Here is a 13902-nt window from a genome sequence, read left to right on the forward strand (position 1 = left end):
ATATTATGAGCAATCAGAATGTTTTTACGCTAATAAATCCGCAAACTGGTAATCTGGCTTTCAAACTGTTACCTTTTGGCGACAATAGTCACTTTGATCATTTGCAACGCAATAATTTTTTCTCTTTAATTTGGGTCACCAAAGGAAAAGGGAAAGTAAAAGCTGATTTTGCCGAACATCATTTTGAAGAAAATTCCCTCCTAGCCTTTTCTCCTTATCAGCCTTTTATGCTTTGTGTAAACGAACCAATTGAAGGAATTGCTATTCATTTTCATCCTGATTTTTATTGCATTCACATGCATCAAAAAGAGGTTTCCTGCAGTGGCGTCTTGTTTAATAATGTTTATCAGCCACCATTTGTCAAAATTACAGACGAAGCTTCTGCTACTTTTAAAATGGTTTTGGATCAAATGAAAACTGAAATTCAAAATACAGATTTGGCACAATATGAATCATTGGTTTCTTATTTAAAAATCTTTTTAATTACGGCTTCCCGATTAAAAAACCAGCAATTAGAAGAAATGAAATCGGTTCCAAATGCTAAAGAACCTTTTATACTTCAAAATTTAAAAGATGCTATCGAAGATAATTTCAAAACCAAGCATTCTGCCGGAAATTATGCTGAAATGCTGAATATTTCGGCAAAAGCCTTAGCTAAAATATCTAAAAATTATTTCAACAAAACATTGACAGATCTTATTGCTGAAAGGATTATTATTGAGGCAAAAAGAGAATTGTACATGACCAATAAAACGGTAAAAGAAATTGCTTATGAATTAGGTTATGACGACGAACATTATTTTAGCCGATTTTTTAAAACCAATGCTGACGTTTCACCTCAATTGTACAGAGAAACGGTAGGATTTGGAAAAATGGAAGCTTAGTTTTTGTTCTTCGCTTCTATCCATTTTGCCATGTATTTGGTGCTTTTTAAAGTATGATGCTGCAAAAGGCTTCCCATAAAATTATTTAATCGATGACTTTCAGAATCATTTAACAGCGAATTAATTTTTGTTATTAAAGCAGTTGAATATTTGCTTAACTGATAACATTCATTGACAATTGCAACTCCATTTTTTTGAGATTGTTTCCATAAATTTTCATCATGATACAATTCAACTGCTTTTTTAGCAAATGTTTCAATATCATCTGTAATAAAACCATTCCAGGGTAAATTCTCATACATTGCCTCAGAACCAATTGTTGTGGTCATACTTGGCGTACCGCATTGCATGGCTTCCAACAATTTCCCTTTTAAGCCCGCTCCAAAACGAATCGGTGCGAGAACAACTCTGGCATTTTTTACTACTTCATTTGCATCGGCAGCTCTTCCCTTAATAAAAAAACTATTTTTAGACTGATGTAATTGCAGTGCTTTTTGTGAAGGATAAGCACCATAAACTTCTAAAATGGCTTCTGGAAATTGATTTTTAATTAAAGGCCATATTGATTCTTTTAAATACTGAACCGTATTCCAATTGGGTTCATGAAGAAAATTTCCTATGAAAACAAAATTCTTGCGTTCTTCAAATAAAGGTAATTTCAACAGATCCAGATCAGACATCTCATAAACCAAAAATGGCAAATAATACAGTAAATCCGAATCAATTTTAAAAACCTCTTTCAAGACCTTCATTTCAAATTCAGAAATAATAAAAGATAAATCACATCTTAAAATACTGGCTATTTCGCGTTTTGCAACTTCTTCTGATAATAAATCAGTCAACTCAAAAATCCTGTTTTCTTTAAATGCTTTTTGACGGGCAATTCTCAAACAATGCAAATCTTCGGTATCTAATAATCGAATAGCTTTTGGACATTTTTCAGCCACACGCCAGCCAAATTGTTCTTCGATCATGAAACGATCAAACAAAACAACGTCCGGATTGAGCTCAATTACAAAATCATCAAAACTGGAATTATTCAATTCGATTGATTTTTTTTCTATTCCAAATTCAGATAAATCAGCCATAAAATCACTGTCTAAAGCCGGACTTGCGAATGTAATTTCAAATCCATTTTCTTTGAAAATAGAAATCAATTGCATCATTCTGCCACCAGCCGCAGACGAATTTGGTTCGGGCCATACAAAACCAATAATTAAAAGTTTTTTTATCTGATTCATTTTATTTGTTTCAAGTTACAAAATAATACTATTTTGCGCGGATTTGCACCATATTTACTGACTTTCGGTGGTAAAAAAACACTAATTTTGCAAAATACTTTTTTCTATAAAATTATGTTAGGATTAAAATTAGCTACAGACCCTCGTTGGGTAAATATAGTCGAATCAAACATTGAAGAAATTTTGACAGATCATGCGTGGTGTGAACAAAAAGCAGCTTCGAATGCAATTAGTTTAGTTACCTATAACTCTGAATTAGAGGAATTAGTAACTGAAATGCTTGTTATTGCGAGAGAAGAATTAGAACATTTGCAAATGGTTCATGATCTTATCAAGAAAAGAGGGCTGACTTTAGGACGCGAAAGAAAAGATCATTACGTAAATGAACTTTTTAAATTCATGAAGAAAGATGGAAGCCGAAAAGACGCACTTTGCGATCGTTTATTGTTTTCGGCAATGATTGAAGCCAGAAGCTGTGAGCGTTTTAAAGTACTTTCTGAGAATATAAAAGACGAAGAATTAGCCAAATTTTATCGTGATTTGATGATTTCTGAAGCCGGACATTATACTACTTTTTTAGGATTCGCAAGGAAATATGCCGACAATGTTGATGTTGACAAGCGCTGGAAAGAGTGGATTGAGTACGAAGGATCGATTATTACGAATTACGGGAAAAGCGAAACAGTTCACGGATAAATTATTTTTTTATCCGAATCTTATCTTATTATCTAAATACCTCAATTTGTCATGACAGCAAGTAAAAAGAAATCCATTTTATTTAAAATAGCTAAATATTTTGGAATAACTTTCGTCGTTATTTTAGGATTACTTTTCTTGATGCCCATAATTTTTGCGGATACAATTAAGGAACAGATTAAAAAAACAGCTAACGAAAAACTAAGTGCAGAGCTGAATTATTCTGATGTTTCCGTTTCCTTTTTTCATCATTTCCCTTCGTTGACTTTAACTTTAAGCGACCTACATCTTAACGGATCTGCTCCGTACAAAAACGAGAAATTCATTACGGCAAAAGAAGTTTCTTTCGGAATAAATGTTGCCAGTTTGGTTTTTAGCAAAACAGTAAAAATTGACCAGATTTATTTATCTGATTCGTTTATCAATGTGAAAGTAAATGCAAACGGAGAAGCAAACTATAATATCTACAAATCCAGCAAACCTTCAAACCCAAAAGACAGCACGGAAACAGCCTTAAAATTGGAGCAAATTGAAATTCTAAATAGTAAAATTATTTATGATGATCAATCTACTAAAGTTCATTTTGATGCCTTCGGATTTAATTATAAAGGAAAAGGAAATTTAGATAAAGCCATTTTCGATTTATATTCTGTTGCTAAAATTGAAAAATTAAATATTGTTTACGAAGGAGAACCTTATTTAATGAATAAAAAAGTAGATGCCGATTTGATTACGAAAGTAAACGTAAACTCGTTGTCCTTTTTCTTCCAACAGAATAACCTTAAAATAAATCAGTTATTAGTTGATTTTAAAGGAAAATTTGACTTCTTGAAAGACGGCTACAATATGGATTTTGTTATAAAATCTGATAACAGTAATCTAAAAGATGTTTTTACAGCTTTCCCTCCAAAATATATAACCTGGCTTTCTAAAACCGAAATAAAAGGAAACACCAATCTTCTTTTTACTTTAAAAGGAGATTATATCGCCTCGCAAAAAATCGCTCCCGATCTTAATTTAGATATTAAAATTGACAGCGGATTTGTAAATTATAATAAAAGTGCTTTTCCGGTTTCGAATCTAAATTTAGACGTAAAAACTAAAGTTCCTTCTTTAAATCCGGACCTATTAACTGTTGATGCTAAAAATCTATCATTAAATATTAATAAGGATTATTTAAAATCTAAATTTTATGTAAAAGGTGCCAATACTCCAGATATTAATGGCGAATTTAAAGCTAAAATTGACCTTGAAAAACTTACCAAAGCACTTGGAATTCCGAATGTAGAAATAAAAGGAAATCTAATTGGTGATGTGAAAACAAATGGAAAATTTGATCTAAAAAACAAGCTTTTCCCAATTACAAAAGGAACTGTTGATTTAGAAAACGGTTATCTTAAAACACAATATTATCCTAACCCAATCACCAATATTATCATTAAATCTAAAATTGAAAATAACAAAGGTACTTTTGATGATTTAAAAGTAAGTTTAAAACCAACTCAATTTACTTTTGAAGGAAAACCCGTTTTCGTAGAAGCTGATTTAAGCAATTTTGATGATTTAACTTATGACATCAAAGCAAAAGGAGAATTGGATGTGAACAAAATCTATAAAGTTTTCTCTCAAAAAGGACTTGATTTAGATGGTTTCGTAAAAGCCGATTTAGTTTTGAAAGGAAAACAAAGCGATGCCGAAAAAGGAAATTATAGTAAACTTTATAATAAAGGAACACTTGAATTGAGAAATATTGGCATTGCATCAGAGTATCTTCCGAAGAAATTCATCATTAAAGAAGGCATCTTCAAAATCAATCAGGATAAAATGTCGTTCAATAACTTTTTAGCCACTTACGGCCAATCTGACTTTAGAATGAATGGCTATTTACAGAACGTTTTTAATTATGCAACCACAAATACAGGCGTTTTAAGAGGCTCATTTACCGTTGCTGCGCGCTATATTAATGTTGATGAATTCATGTCAAGCACAACGGCAAATACATCAGTAACAGATAGTAAAAAAGAAACTTCGACTCCACAAAAAGGAGCTGAACAAACTGGAGTTATTATCATTCCAACAAATCTTAACCTGCAATTATCCGCAAATGCACAAAAAGTGTATTTTGATAAATTGAATCTGCTAAATGCAACTGGAAAACTGAGCATGAATAAAGGCAAACTGACCATGCAGAACACAGGTTTTAACTTAATTGGCTGCAACGTTACCATGAACGCTAATTACCAAGCTATAACGCCTCAAAAAGCAAATTTCGACTATAATATTAAGGCTTCTGATTTTGATATTAAAAGAGCTTATAATGAAATTGAAGTTTTTAGAAAAATGGCCAGCGCTGCCGAAAAAGCACAAGGAATTGTATCGTTAGATTATCAATTAAAAGGCCGTTTAAACGGAAATATGGAACCTGTTTATCCTTCCTTAACTGGTGGCGGAACACTTTCTGTTAAAGACGTAAAAGTTAGAGGCTTAAAAATGTTCAATGCTGTGAGTAAGGAAACAAGCTCTGATGCCATGAAAAATCCTGATCTTTCTAAAGTAGATATTAAAACGACAATCAAAAATAATATCATGACGGTTGAACGTTTCAAATTTAAGTTTGCCGGCTTTAGACCCAGAATTGAAGGTACAACAAGTTTAGACGGAAAATTGAATTTAAAAATGCGTTTAGGGCTTCCTCCTTTAGGTATTTTCGGAATTCCGTTGACCGTTACCGGAACTCAGGATACTCCAAAAATTAAGGTTGGAAGAAAAAGCGAGGATTTAGAAGAAACTAAAGATACGGAATAATAAAATTCACTATTTTAAATTGCTTTGCCTGTTCGCTTCGCTCGGGTCCAAATTCCAATTCTCTACTAGTCCGACTCTTTGAAATAAGAAATTATACAAATTAAAATATTAGAAACCTGTTCATTATGAGCAGGTTTTTTGCTTTATTGTAAATTATATTTATAGCTTTGATTTTCAAATAGACAACAGAAGGCAAGCAATATAATCATGAAACATTCCAAAAAGGGCGAATTTTACGGTCAGACTAACACAACTATTTTGCTTGACGGAATAACGTTGACAGATACCGTTTACACACATCCTAAGGTAGACTGGCATTATCATGAGCATGCTTATTTTACATTTATCCTTCAGGGAAATGTTATTGAAGGTAATAAAAAAGAAGTTTACAATTGCGGTCCCGGAAGTTTGTTATTTCACAATTGGCAAGAAGCTCATTACAATATTAAACCAGAAGGTTTTACAAGAGGTTTTCATCTTGAAATTGAAAAACAGTGGTTTGATGGTTTGACTCTAAATAGTGAAAATCTACAAGGAAGTACCTCGATCTTAAATCCGGACATTAAGCTTTTAATGTATAAAATTTTTAGGGCAACTAAAATTGATGATACTCAGTCTGATCTTTCAACTCAAACTTTATTGATCGAAATATTATCAAAATTAAATGGCGATGCTCAGTCGATTTTGCATAAAAATCCCAAATGGGTTTTAATGATTGACGAAATTCTTCATGATCAATTTACTGAAACGATCACACTCGATTATTTGTCAAAAATGCTAAACATACATCCTATTCATCTTTCCAGAGATTTTTCAAAATATTTTCACTGTAATTTAGGCGAATATATCCGAAAATTAAAAGTTGAAAAAGCATTGTCCTTAATTGCACTGCGAAACAAATCTTTAACCGAAATTGCTTATGAATGTGGATTTTCTGATCAAAGTCATCTGACCAGATCCTTCAGGGAAATAAACGGGTTAAATCCTTCCGAACATAAAAAATTGCTTTTCAAAAAATAATACAGATGTTAATTCTGTACAATTTTCTGAATTTACCCTGACGTAGTTTTGCATTTTAACTTTATAAAAAATCAAATGATAAAACGAATCTTTTTATTGACAATAGTATTCTGTAGCATCGCTTCAGCCCAAAATAATGATATAATTAAAACCGACGGCATCACCACCGAGTTGCACAAGAACAATATCGGCAAGATTACTTTTATGAATGGAAATATTCCATTAGATCAATATAAAGAATCTGATTTTCTAAAATCCTTCGAATTAAAACGCAAATCAGACTTGAACATCAGAGTTTTCATGAATAATTCTGTTACGAATTATCTACATCAATTAAATTCTGATTTAACTTCGGATGAACTTTTAAAAACAGGAAACCTTCAATTTTGCTTTTACATTGATGATATGTTTATTTATAAAGAAAACATCAATTACGGCTGTAATTTTGGCTCAGGAGGCAACAAAAATACTTCAACAACATTTAGAGTTCCACTAACCAGTTCCAAAGGAGAAGACTGGTGGGCGATGTATATGTGGGACAGATTTAAACTTAATGGCGGAGAGAGAGCTTTGACTGATGGAACACATAAACTCAAAATCGAAATTCGGCCTTATCTTAAAAATGCCAAAAATAACGATGTTAAAACGGGAGATCTAATAGCAAAAGGAGAAATTCAGCTGATTATAAAAACACCCAAGCTAACAGCTAAACAAATTGAAGTTCAGCCAATATTGCCAAACAGCGATTGGGAAATCTCCAGTTTTCCTTTTGATAAAAAGAAGATCGAAAAGCTAAATACTGATATAGCAAGTTATAATCTAAAGGAGATAACAAGCGTAGTTGTTGTTTATGATAAAAAACTGCTTATCGAAGAGTATTTTAATGATGCAGACAGAAACAGTTTGCATGATACCCGCTCAGCAGGAAAATCTTTCGCATCAACATTAATAGGAATTGCCATAAAAGAGGGTCACATTAAAAATGAAAATCAGACTTTAAATAATTTCTATAATTTAAAAGAATTTCAAAATTATGAAGCAAAAAAGGACAGCGTAAAAATAAAAGATTTACTTACGATGAGTTCTGCATTTAATGGTTCTGATAAAAATAGTGATTCTCCAGGAAACGAAGAGAATATGTATCCTACAGACAATTGGGTAAAATTTACTTTAGACTTACCTATGGATAAATCTAAAACAAATGGCGGCAAATGGGATTATTTTACAGCCGGCGTAGTTTTACTAGGCGACATTCTAAATAAATCTGTTCCTGCCGGATTAGAAAATTATGCTGATGAAAAGCTTTTTAAACCATTAAGCATAACAAATTATAAATGGCAATACACTCCACAAAAAGTGGCAAATACAGCAGGCAGCCTGCAAATGACCTCACTTGATTATGCTAAATATGCTCAATTGTATAAAAATAATGGTGTTTGGAAGGACAAACAAATTATTCCTGCTAACTGGATTCAAAAAACTTTAACACACCAAATCCAAATCCCCGAAAGAGAAAATCAATTCTATGGTTATCTGTTTTGGAATAAGACTTTTTCTTTTGAAGGCAAGAGTTACAAAACCTATTATTGCGCTGGAAATGGAGGAAATCAATTTATAATTTTCAACAACCTTCCTATGGTAATTATTATCACTTCGAAAGCTTACAACAAACCTTACGGACATGCGCAAGCAGATAAAATTGTACTTGATTATATACTGCCTTCTATAATAAAAGAATAAATTTTACCGTTTCTTTATTATATACGCCGATAATCAAATTCAAATTCTATAGAAAACAAAAAACCCGTTCGCAAAAGCGAACGGGTTTTATAATAAGTAGTCTAATGATTATGCTTCGAATGGAAGGATAGATACATAAGATTTGTTATCTTTTTTCTTTTGGAACTTAACAACTCCAGCTACTCTTGCGTGTAGTGTGTGATCTTTACTGATGTAAACGTTCTCACCTGGATTATGTTTTGAACCTCTTTGTCTAACGATGATGTTCCCAGCAATAGCAGCTTGTCCACCAAAAATCTTAACGCCTAAACGTTTTGATTCTGATTCTCTACCATTCTTCGAACTACCGACACCTTTCTTGTGAGCCATGACGTATGAGTTTAAATATTGTTATTATTCTTTAGTAGCTTCTTTTTTTGCTTTTGGAGCTGCTGCTTTTTTTGCTTTTGGAGCTGCTTCAACTTCAGTTGCCGGAGCATCTTCTGCTACAACCGCTTTTTTAGCTGCTGCTTTTTTAGTTCCACCTGCTGCAGTAATACCTTCAATTACAATTTGAGTAAGATATTGTCTGTGACCATTTCTCTTTTTGTAACCTTTTCTTCTTTTCTTTTTGAAAACGATTACTTTATCTCCTTTTAAGTGTTGTAACACTTTAGCTTCTACTGAAGCACCTTCTATAGCTGGGGCGCCTAAAGTTACGCTTCCGTTATCGTCTAATAAAAGAACTTTGTCAAATGAAATACTTGAACCTTCTTCGTTAGCCAAACGGTTAACATAAACCTTTAAGTCTTTGCTTACTTTAAATTGTTGCCCTGCTATCTCTACGATTGCATACATACCAAATTGATTTATTGATTTTTAAGGTTGCAAATATACAATTAATAATTTACTGTGCAATCTCTTATTTCAAAAATATTTATTTAACCTTAAAGTCTGTTTTTCAAGGCGTTTTAGCCACATAAAAAATCATTTTTAAAGTAAAGGACTGTTAAAGTATCATGAAAATGGATACAGATTCCCAATACATAACTAAAAAAACTTATTTTTGATGTAACTATAAATAAGTCTTGGCTACCTATTATTAATAGGTAAATATAAATTATTAATCTCTATGAAAAATTCAATAATGATGTTAAGTGCTGCACTAATGCTCGGCGGAGTTGCTCATGCTCAAAAAGTAGCTTTTGAAGAATACAATTTAGATAATGGCATGCACGTAATTTTGCATAACGATCCTTCTGCTCCGGTTGTCATTACATCGGTAATGTATCATGTTGGTTCAAAAGACGAACGCCCTGACAGAACAGGTTTTGCGCATTTCTTCGAACATTTATTATTTGAAGGAACTCAAAATATAAAACGTGGTGAATGGATGAAAATTGTTACCGCTAATGGCGGGGTTAACAATGCCAACACATCAGATGACAGAACTTACTATTATGAAGTTTTCCCATCAAACAGTTTAGAATTGGGCTTATGGATGGAATCTGAAAGATTAATGCACCCAATTATCAATAAAATTGGCGTCGATACTCAAAACGAAGTTGTAAAAGAAGAAAAAAGAATGCGTTACGACAATCAGCCTTATGGTAACATTTTGCCTGTTGTAAAAGAAAATATGTTTAAAAAACATCCTTATCGCTGGACCACAATCGGTTCTATGAAAGATTTAGATGCTGCAACTTTAGAGGAATTTCAGGCTTTCAATAAAAAATTCTATACACCAAATAATGCTGTTTTAGTTGTTGCAGGTGATTTTGACAAAACCAAAACGAAAGAATGGATTCAAAAATATTTTGGACCAATTCCGAAAGGTGAAGTCGTTAAAAAACAAACTTTTGTCGAAGAACCCATCAATAAAACAATAAAAGCAACTTACGAAGATCCGAATATTCAGATTCCAATGGTGATTGCATCTTATAGAACTCCATCGATGAAAACCAGAGATGCAAGAGTTTTAGATTTGATCTCTTCTTATTTAAGTGATGGAAAAAGTTCAAAATTGTACAAAAAAATAGTGGATGATAAAAAAATGGCGCTTCAAATTGGCGCTGTAGGTTTTAGTCAGGAAGACTACGGAATGTACATTTTATACGGCTTACCAATGGGAACTTACACTATGGCCGACATCTTAAAAGAAATGGATGAAGAAATTGTAAAAATCCAAACGGATTTGATTTCTGAAAAAGACTATGAAAAATTGCAGAATAAATTCGATAATAACTTTGTAAATGCAAATGCAACCGTTGAAGGAATTGCTGAAAACCTGGCTTCTTATTATTTACTTTATGGAGATGTAAATCTTATTAATACAGAAATTGATTTGTATCACTCTATTACAAGAGAAGAAATCAGAGAAGTTGCTAAAAAGTATCTAAATCCGAACCAACGTTTAGTTTTAGAATATGTTCCGTCAACAAAAGTTCAAAATTAAGAGCACCAAGTCATGAAAAAAATACATACAGTTTTAATCCTTTTATTCCTAACTGGAATTATGCAAGCACAAGATCGTCCACAACCAAAACCAGGCAACTCGCCAGTAGTCAACATCAAAAAACCACAAACTTTTGTTTTGGCAAACGGCATGAAAGTTCTGGTGGTTGAAAATCATAAACTACCAAGAGTAAGTTTCAATCTTACTTTAGACAATTCCCCTTTCACTGAAGGAAACAAAAAAGGTGTCGACGAATTAACCAGCAGCTTAATTGGAAATGGTACTAAAAAAACTACCAAAGAAGCTTTTAATGAGGAAATTGACTTTTATGGCGCCAGCATCAATTTTAACTCTCAAGGTGCATACGCAAGTTCGCTTTCAAAATATTCGGGACGTGTTTTAGAACTTTTGGCCGAAGGAACTTTACAACCCAATTTCACACAAACAGAATTTGATAAGGAGAAAGCAAAATTGCTTGAAGGCCTTAAAGCCGATGAAAAAAGTGTTCCTGCAATCGCCAATCGTGTTGTTGATGTTCTGGCTTTCGGAAAAAATCATCCTGCCGGAGAATATCTTTCTGAAGAAACGGTTAAAAATGTTACTCTTGCAGATGTTCAGGCGAATTATGCAACTTACTTTGTGCCCGAAAATGCTTATTTAGTAATTATTGGAGACATTAAATTTAAAGAAACAAAAGAAGCTGTTGAAAAGCTTTTTGGTGGATGGAAGAAACAAGCTGCGCCAAAAAATACATATCCGGATCCTGTAAATGTTTCTAAACTTCAGATTGATTTCGTTGATGTTCCAAATGCCGTTCAATCTGAAATTTCATTGATAAATACCGTAAATTTAAGAATGAGCGATCCTGATTTTTTTCCTGCAGTAATTGCAAATCAAATTTTAGGTGGCGATTTTAATAGTTATTTAAACATGAATTTACGTGAAAAACATGCCTGGACTTACGGTGCAAGTTCAAGCATTGGAAGCGGAAAATATGTAACTAAATTCAAAGCTTCATCTGCTGTTAGAAATACCGTTACAGATAGTGCAGTTGTACAATTTGTAGAAGAAATTAAAAGAATCAGAACTCAAAAGGTTTCTGAAGATGTCTTAAAAAATGTAAAAGCCGGATATATTGGACGTTTCGTAATGCAGGTTGAAAAACCTCAGGCTGTTGCCCGTTATGCACTTAACATCGAAACCGAAAAACTTCCAGCCGATTTCTACGAAAAATATATTCAAACCATCAATAATGTTACCGCAGATGATATTTACCGCGTTGCCAATAAATATTTTCTTTTGGATAATATGCGTATTGTAATTGCAGGAAAAGGCTCTGATGTGATTTCAGGCTTGGAAAAACTTCAAATTCCGATTTATTATTTTGACAAATACGGAAATCCGATTGAAAAACCGATTACTAAAAAAGAAGCTCCAACCGGAATTACTGCAAAAACAGTTTTTGAAAACTACCTTAAAGCTATTGGAGGAGAAAAAACAGTTTCGGCTGTAAAAACATTGGCAATGAACGGAACAACAACTGTTTCACAAGCTCCAGGACCTTTGACTTTTACTTCTAAATTAGATTCAAAAGGAAAAATGATGGTTTCACTTGCAATGGGAACGATGACTTTAATGAAGCAGGTTGTAAATGAAAAAGGTGCTTATATCGAACAACAAGGACAACGCAAAAACCTTGAAGGCACCGATCTTGCCGAAATGAAAGCAAATGCGGCTCCGTTTGAAGAATTACAATTAAGCAAAAGAACCGATTTAAAAGTAGATTCAATCGAACCAATTAACGGTAGCGATGCGTATGCTATAAAAGATGGTAAAACCACTTATTTCTATGATGTAAAATCAGGTTTAAAAGTAGCAGAATCTAAAGTTCGTGAGCAAGGCGGAAAATCATCTGCACAAATAACCAACTTCAATGACTACAGAGAAGTAAAAGGAGTAAAAGTTCCATTTAATTTAATTCAAAATGTAGGTTTTGAACTGGATATCAAAATGTCTGACATAAAGATAAACGAAGGAGTTTCTGAAGCAGATTTTCTTTAGAAAAAGGTTCTGAGCCACTAAGATACTAAGGTTCTAAGATTTTTATAGGCTTTGTCAAAGTTTAAAACTTTGACAAAGCTTATTTATTTTTTAGCCGATAAATAAACTCCAATTAAAATAATAAACGCTCCAAAAAACTGAACTGGAGTAAGCATTTCATTATCTAATAATCCCCAGAAAAAGGCAACTATCGGAATCAAATATGTTACAGATGTTGCGAATACCGGTGATGACATTTGGATTAATTTAAAGAACAATACATTCGCTATACCGGTTCCTAAAACACCTAAAATCATTACGAAAAAAATCGAATATTGTGTTGCTTCAAAATTTATTCTTTGTGAAATATCAGTTGTACTTAAAATAATTAACGCAGGCAAAAGCAAAACTGCAAAGTTTCCAGTTGTAATACTTAGGGAATTCAAGTCAGATAAATACTTCTTAATTAAATTCACATTTATTGCATAACAAATGGTAGCAATCACCACCAAAACAACATAATAATAATTTTGTCCCGGATGTGCCGATGCACCACTCAAAACTAAAAGTAAACAACCAACCAATCCGACAAAAACCCCTAAAACTTGTCGTTTTTGAAACTGAATTCCAAAAATAAGGATTCCCAACACCAGAGTATTTAAAGGCGTTAATGAATTTAATATAGCTACTATTGAACTATCTACTTCGGTTTCAGCAATAGCAAAAAGATAGGCTGGTGTAAATGTGCCAAAAAGTGATGTTATGGCAACAAATTTCCATTGACGACGCGAAATCTTTTTCAAACTTTTAAAGCCGATAATCAATAGAAATAAGGCTGCAAAAATAATCCGGAAGGAACCAACCTGAACGGCTGTTAAACCGACCAATCCTCTTTTAATTAAAATAAAAGAACTTCCCCAGATTAATGAAAGAACTAATAAATAAGCCCACTTTAATTGTTTTGCATCCATAAAACGTATTTTACTGCAAATTTGTAATAATTTTACGAACCGACCTCTCGAATTTTATTAATTTTGCAACG

11 protein-coding genes are annotated in these 13902 nt (G+C 32.8%); 7 read left to right on the top strand and 4 right to left on the bottom strand.

Going from position 1 to position 13902, the window contains the following annotated elements:
* Positions 1-5 precede the first annotated feature (5 nt).
* Positions 6-884 carry a helix-turn-helix domain-containing protein gene (locus AC1RRN_RS11210; RefSeq protein WP_492967388.1) on the top strand — a complete coding sequence of 293 codons (879 nt, stop codon included), beginning with the start codon at positions 6-8 and terminating at the stop codon, positions 882-884.
* Here AC1RRN_RS11210 and AC1RRN_RS11215 read toward each other — a convergent pair.
* On the bottom strand, positions 881-2125 hold the full coding sequence (locus AC1RRN_RS11215; RefSeq protein WP_492967389.1) for a glycosyltransferase family 4 protein: 1245 nt from the start codon (positions 2123-2125) through the stop codon (positions 881-883). The two genes, AC1RRN_RS11210 and AC1RRN_RS11215, sit on opposite strands and share 4 nt — an antisense overlap.
* Before the next feature lie 114 nt (positions 2126-2239).
* Here AC1RRN_RS11215 and AC1RRN_RS11220 point away from each other — a divergent pair, with 114 nt between their 5' ends.
* The 4 genes from AC1RRN_RS11220 (at position 2240) to AC1RRN_RS11235 (ending at position 8386) form a co-directional block, all read left to right on the top strand.
* Positions 2240-2821 (top strand): MiaE family protein, encoded by a 582-nt coding sequence (locus tag AC1RRN_RS11220; protein ID WP_310293663.1) that lies wholly within the window; start codon positions 2240-2242, stop codon positions 2819-2821.
* A 51-nt stretch (positions 2822-2872) separates the two neighbouring features.
* Complete coding sequence (locus AC1RRN_RS11225; protein ID WP_492967390.1) at positions 2873-5626, top strand: AsmA family protein; 2754 nt, start codon at positions 2873-2875, stop codon at positions 5624-5626.
* 207 nt (positions 5627-5833) lie between these two features.
* Positions 5834-6646 carry a helix-turn-helix domain-containing protein gene (locus AC1RRN_RS11230; RefSeq protein WP_492967391.1) on the top strand — a complete coding sequence of 271 codons (813 nt, stop codon included), beginning with the start codon at positions 5834-5836 and terminating at the stop codon, positions 6644-6646.
* Between the two features lie 75 nt (positions 6647-6721).
* Entirely contained in the window at positions 6722-8386 is a 1665-nt protein-coding gene (locus tag AC1RRN_RS11235; RefSeq protein WP_492967392.1) for a serine hydrolase domain-containing protein, read from the top strand.
* 108 nt (positions 8387-8494) lie between these two features.
* Here AC1RRN_RS11235 and rpmA read toward each other — a convergent pair whose 3' ends face one another.
* Together rpmA and rplU are read right to left on the bottom strand one after the other, a co-directional pair.
* Positions 8495-8755 (bottom strand): 50S ribosomal protein L27, encoded by a 261-nt coding sequence (rpmA, locus tag AC1RRN_RS11240; RefSeq protein ID WP_017497241.1) that lies wholly within the window; start codon positions 8753-8755, stop codon positions 8495-8497.
* A gap of 24 nt (positions 8756-8779) precedes the next feature.
* A complete protein-coding gene (rplU, locus tag AC1RRN_RS11245) occupies positions 8780-9223 on the bottom strand; it encodes a 50S ribosomal protein L21 (protein ID WP_026983809.1) in 444 nt (147 codons plus the stop codon).
* 274 nt (positions 9224-9497) lie between these two features.
* Between rplU and AC1RRN_RS11250 the strand changes: the two genes are divergently transcribed.
* Together AC1RRN_RS11250 and AC1RRN_RS11255 are read left to right on the top strand one after the other, a co-directional pair.
* Positions 9498-10820, top strand: a complete 1323-nt coding sequence (locus tag AC1RRN_RS11250; RefSeq protein WP_492967393.1) for a M16 family metallopeptidase — start codon at positions 9498-9500, stop codon at positions 10818-10820.
* Between the two features lie 12 nt (positions 10821-10832).
* A complete protein-coding gene (locus AC1RRN_RS11255) occupies positions 10833-12881 on the top strand; it encodes an insulinase family protein (protein WP_492967394.1) in 2049 nt (682 codons plus the stop codon).
* Between the two features lie 83 nt (positions 12882-12964).
* On the opposite strand, the gene AC1RRN_RS11260 is transcribed toward AC1RRN_RS11255, so the two are convergent.
* On the bottom strand, positions 12965-13831 hold the full coding sequence (locus AC1RRN_RS11260; RefSeq protein WP_492967395.1) for a DMT family transporter: 867 nt from the start codon (positions 13829-13831) through the stop codon (positions 12965-12967).
* Between the last annotated feature and the right edge of the window lie 71 nt (positions 13832-13902).

The sequence above is a fragment of the Flavobacterium sp. GW821-FHT11G01 genome (genome assembly GCF_058808175.1).

Bases quoted from the DNA above. Each gene is read 5' to 3' on its own strand.
- AC1RRN_RS11210 (WP_492967388.1), top strand. From the start codon at position 6: ATGAGCAATCAGAATGTTTTTACGCTAATAAATCCGCAAACTGGTAAT.
- AC1RRN_RS11215 (WP_492967389.1), bottom strand. From the start codon at position 2,125: ATGAATCAGATAAAAAAACTTTTAATTATTGGTTTTGTATGGCCCGAA.
- AC1RRN_RS11220 (WP_310293663.1), top strand. From the start codon at position 2,240: ATGTTAGGATTAAAATTAGCTACAGACCCTCGTTGGGTAAATATAGTC.
- AC1RRN_RS11225 (WP_492967390.1), top strand. From the start codon at position 2,873: ATGACAGCAAGTAAAAAGAAATCCATTTTATTTAAAATAGCTAAATAT.
- AC1RRN_RS11230 (WP_492967391.1), top strand. From the start codon at position 5,834: ATGAAACATTCCAAAAAGGGCGAATTTTACGGTCAGACTAACACAACT.
- AC1RRN_RS11235 (WP_492967392.1), top strand. From the start codon at position 6,722: ATGATAAAACGAATCTTTTTATTGACAATAGTATTCTGTAGCATCGCT.
- rpmA (WP_017497241.1), bottom strand. From the start codon at position 8,755: ATGGCTCACAAGAAAGGTGTCGGTAGTTCGAAGAATGGTAGAGAATCA.
- rplU (WP_026983809.1), bottom strand. From the start codon at position 9,223: ATGTATGCAATCGTAGAGATAGCAGGGCAACAATTTAAAGTAAGCAAA.
- AC1RRN_RS11250 (WP_492967393.1), top strand. From the start codon at position 9,498: ATGAAAAATTCAATAATGATGTTAAGTGCTGCACTAATGCTCGGCGGA.
- AC1RRN_RS11255 (WP_492967394.1), top strand. From the start codon at position 10,833: ATGAAAAAAATACATACAGTTTTAATCCTTTTATTCCTAACTGGAATT.
- AC1RRN_RS11260 (WP_492967395.1), bottom strand. From the start codon at position 13,831: ATGGATGCAAAACAATTAAAGTGGGCTTATTTATTAGTTCTTTCATTA.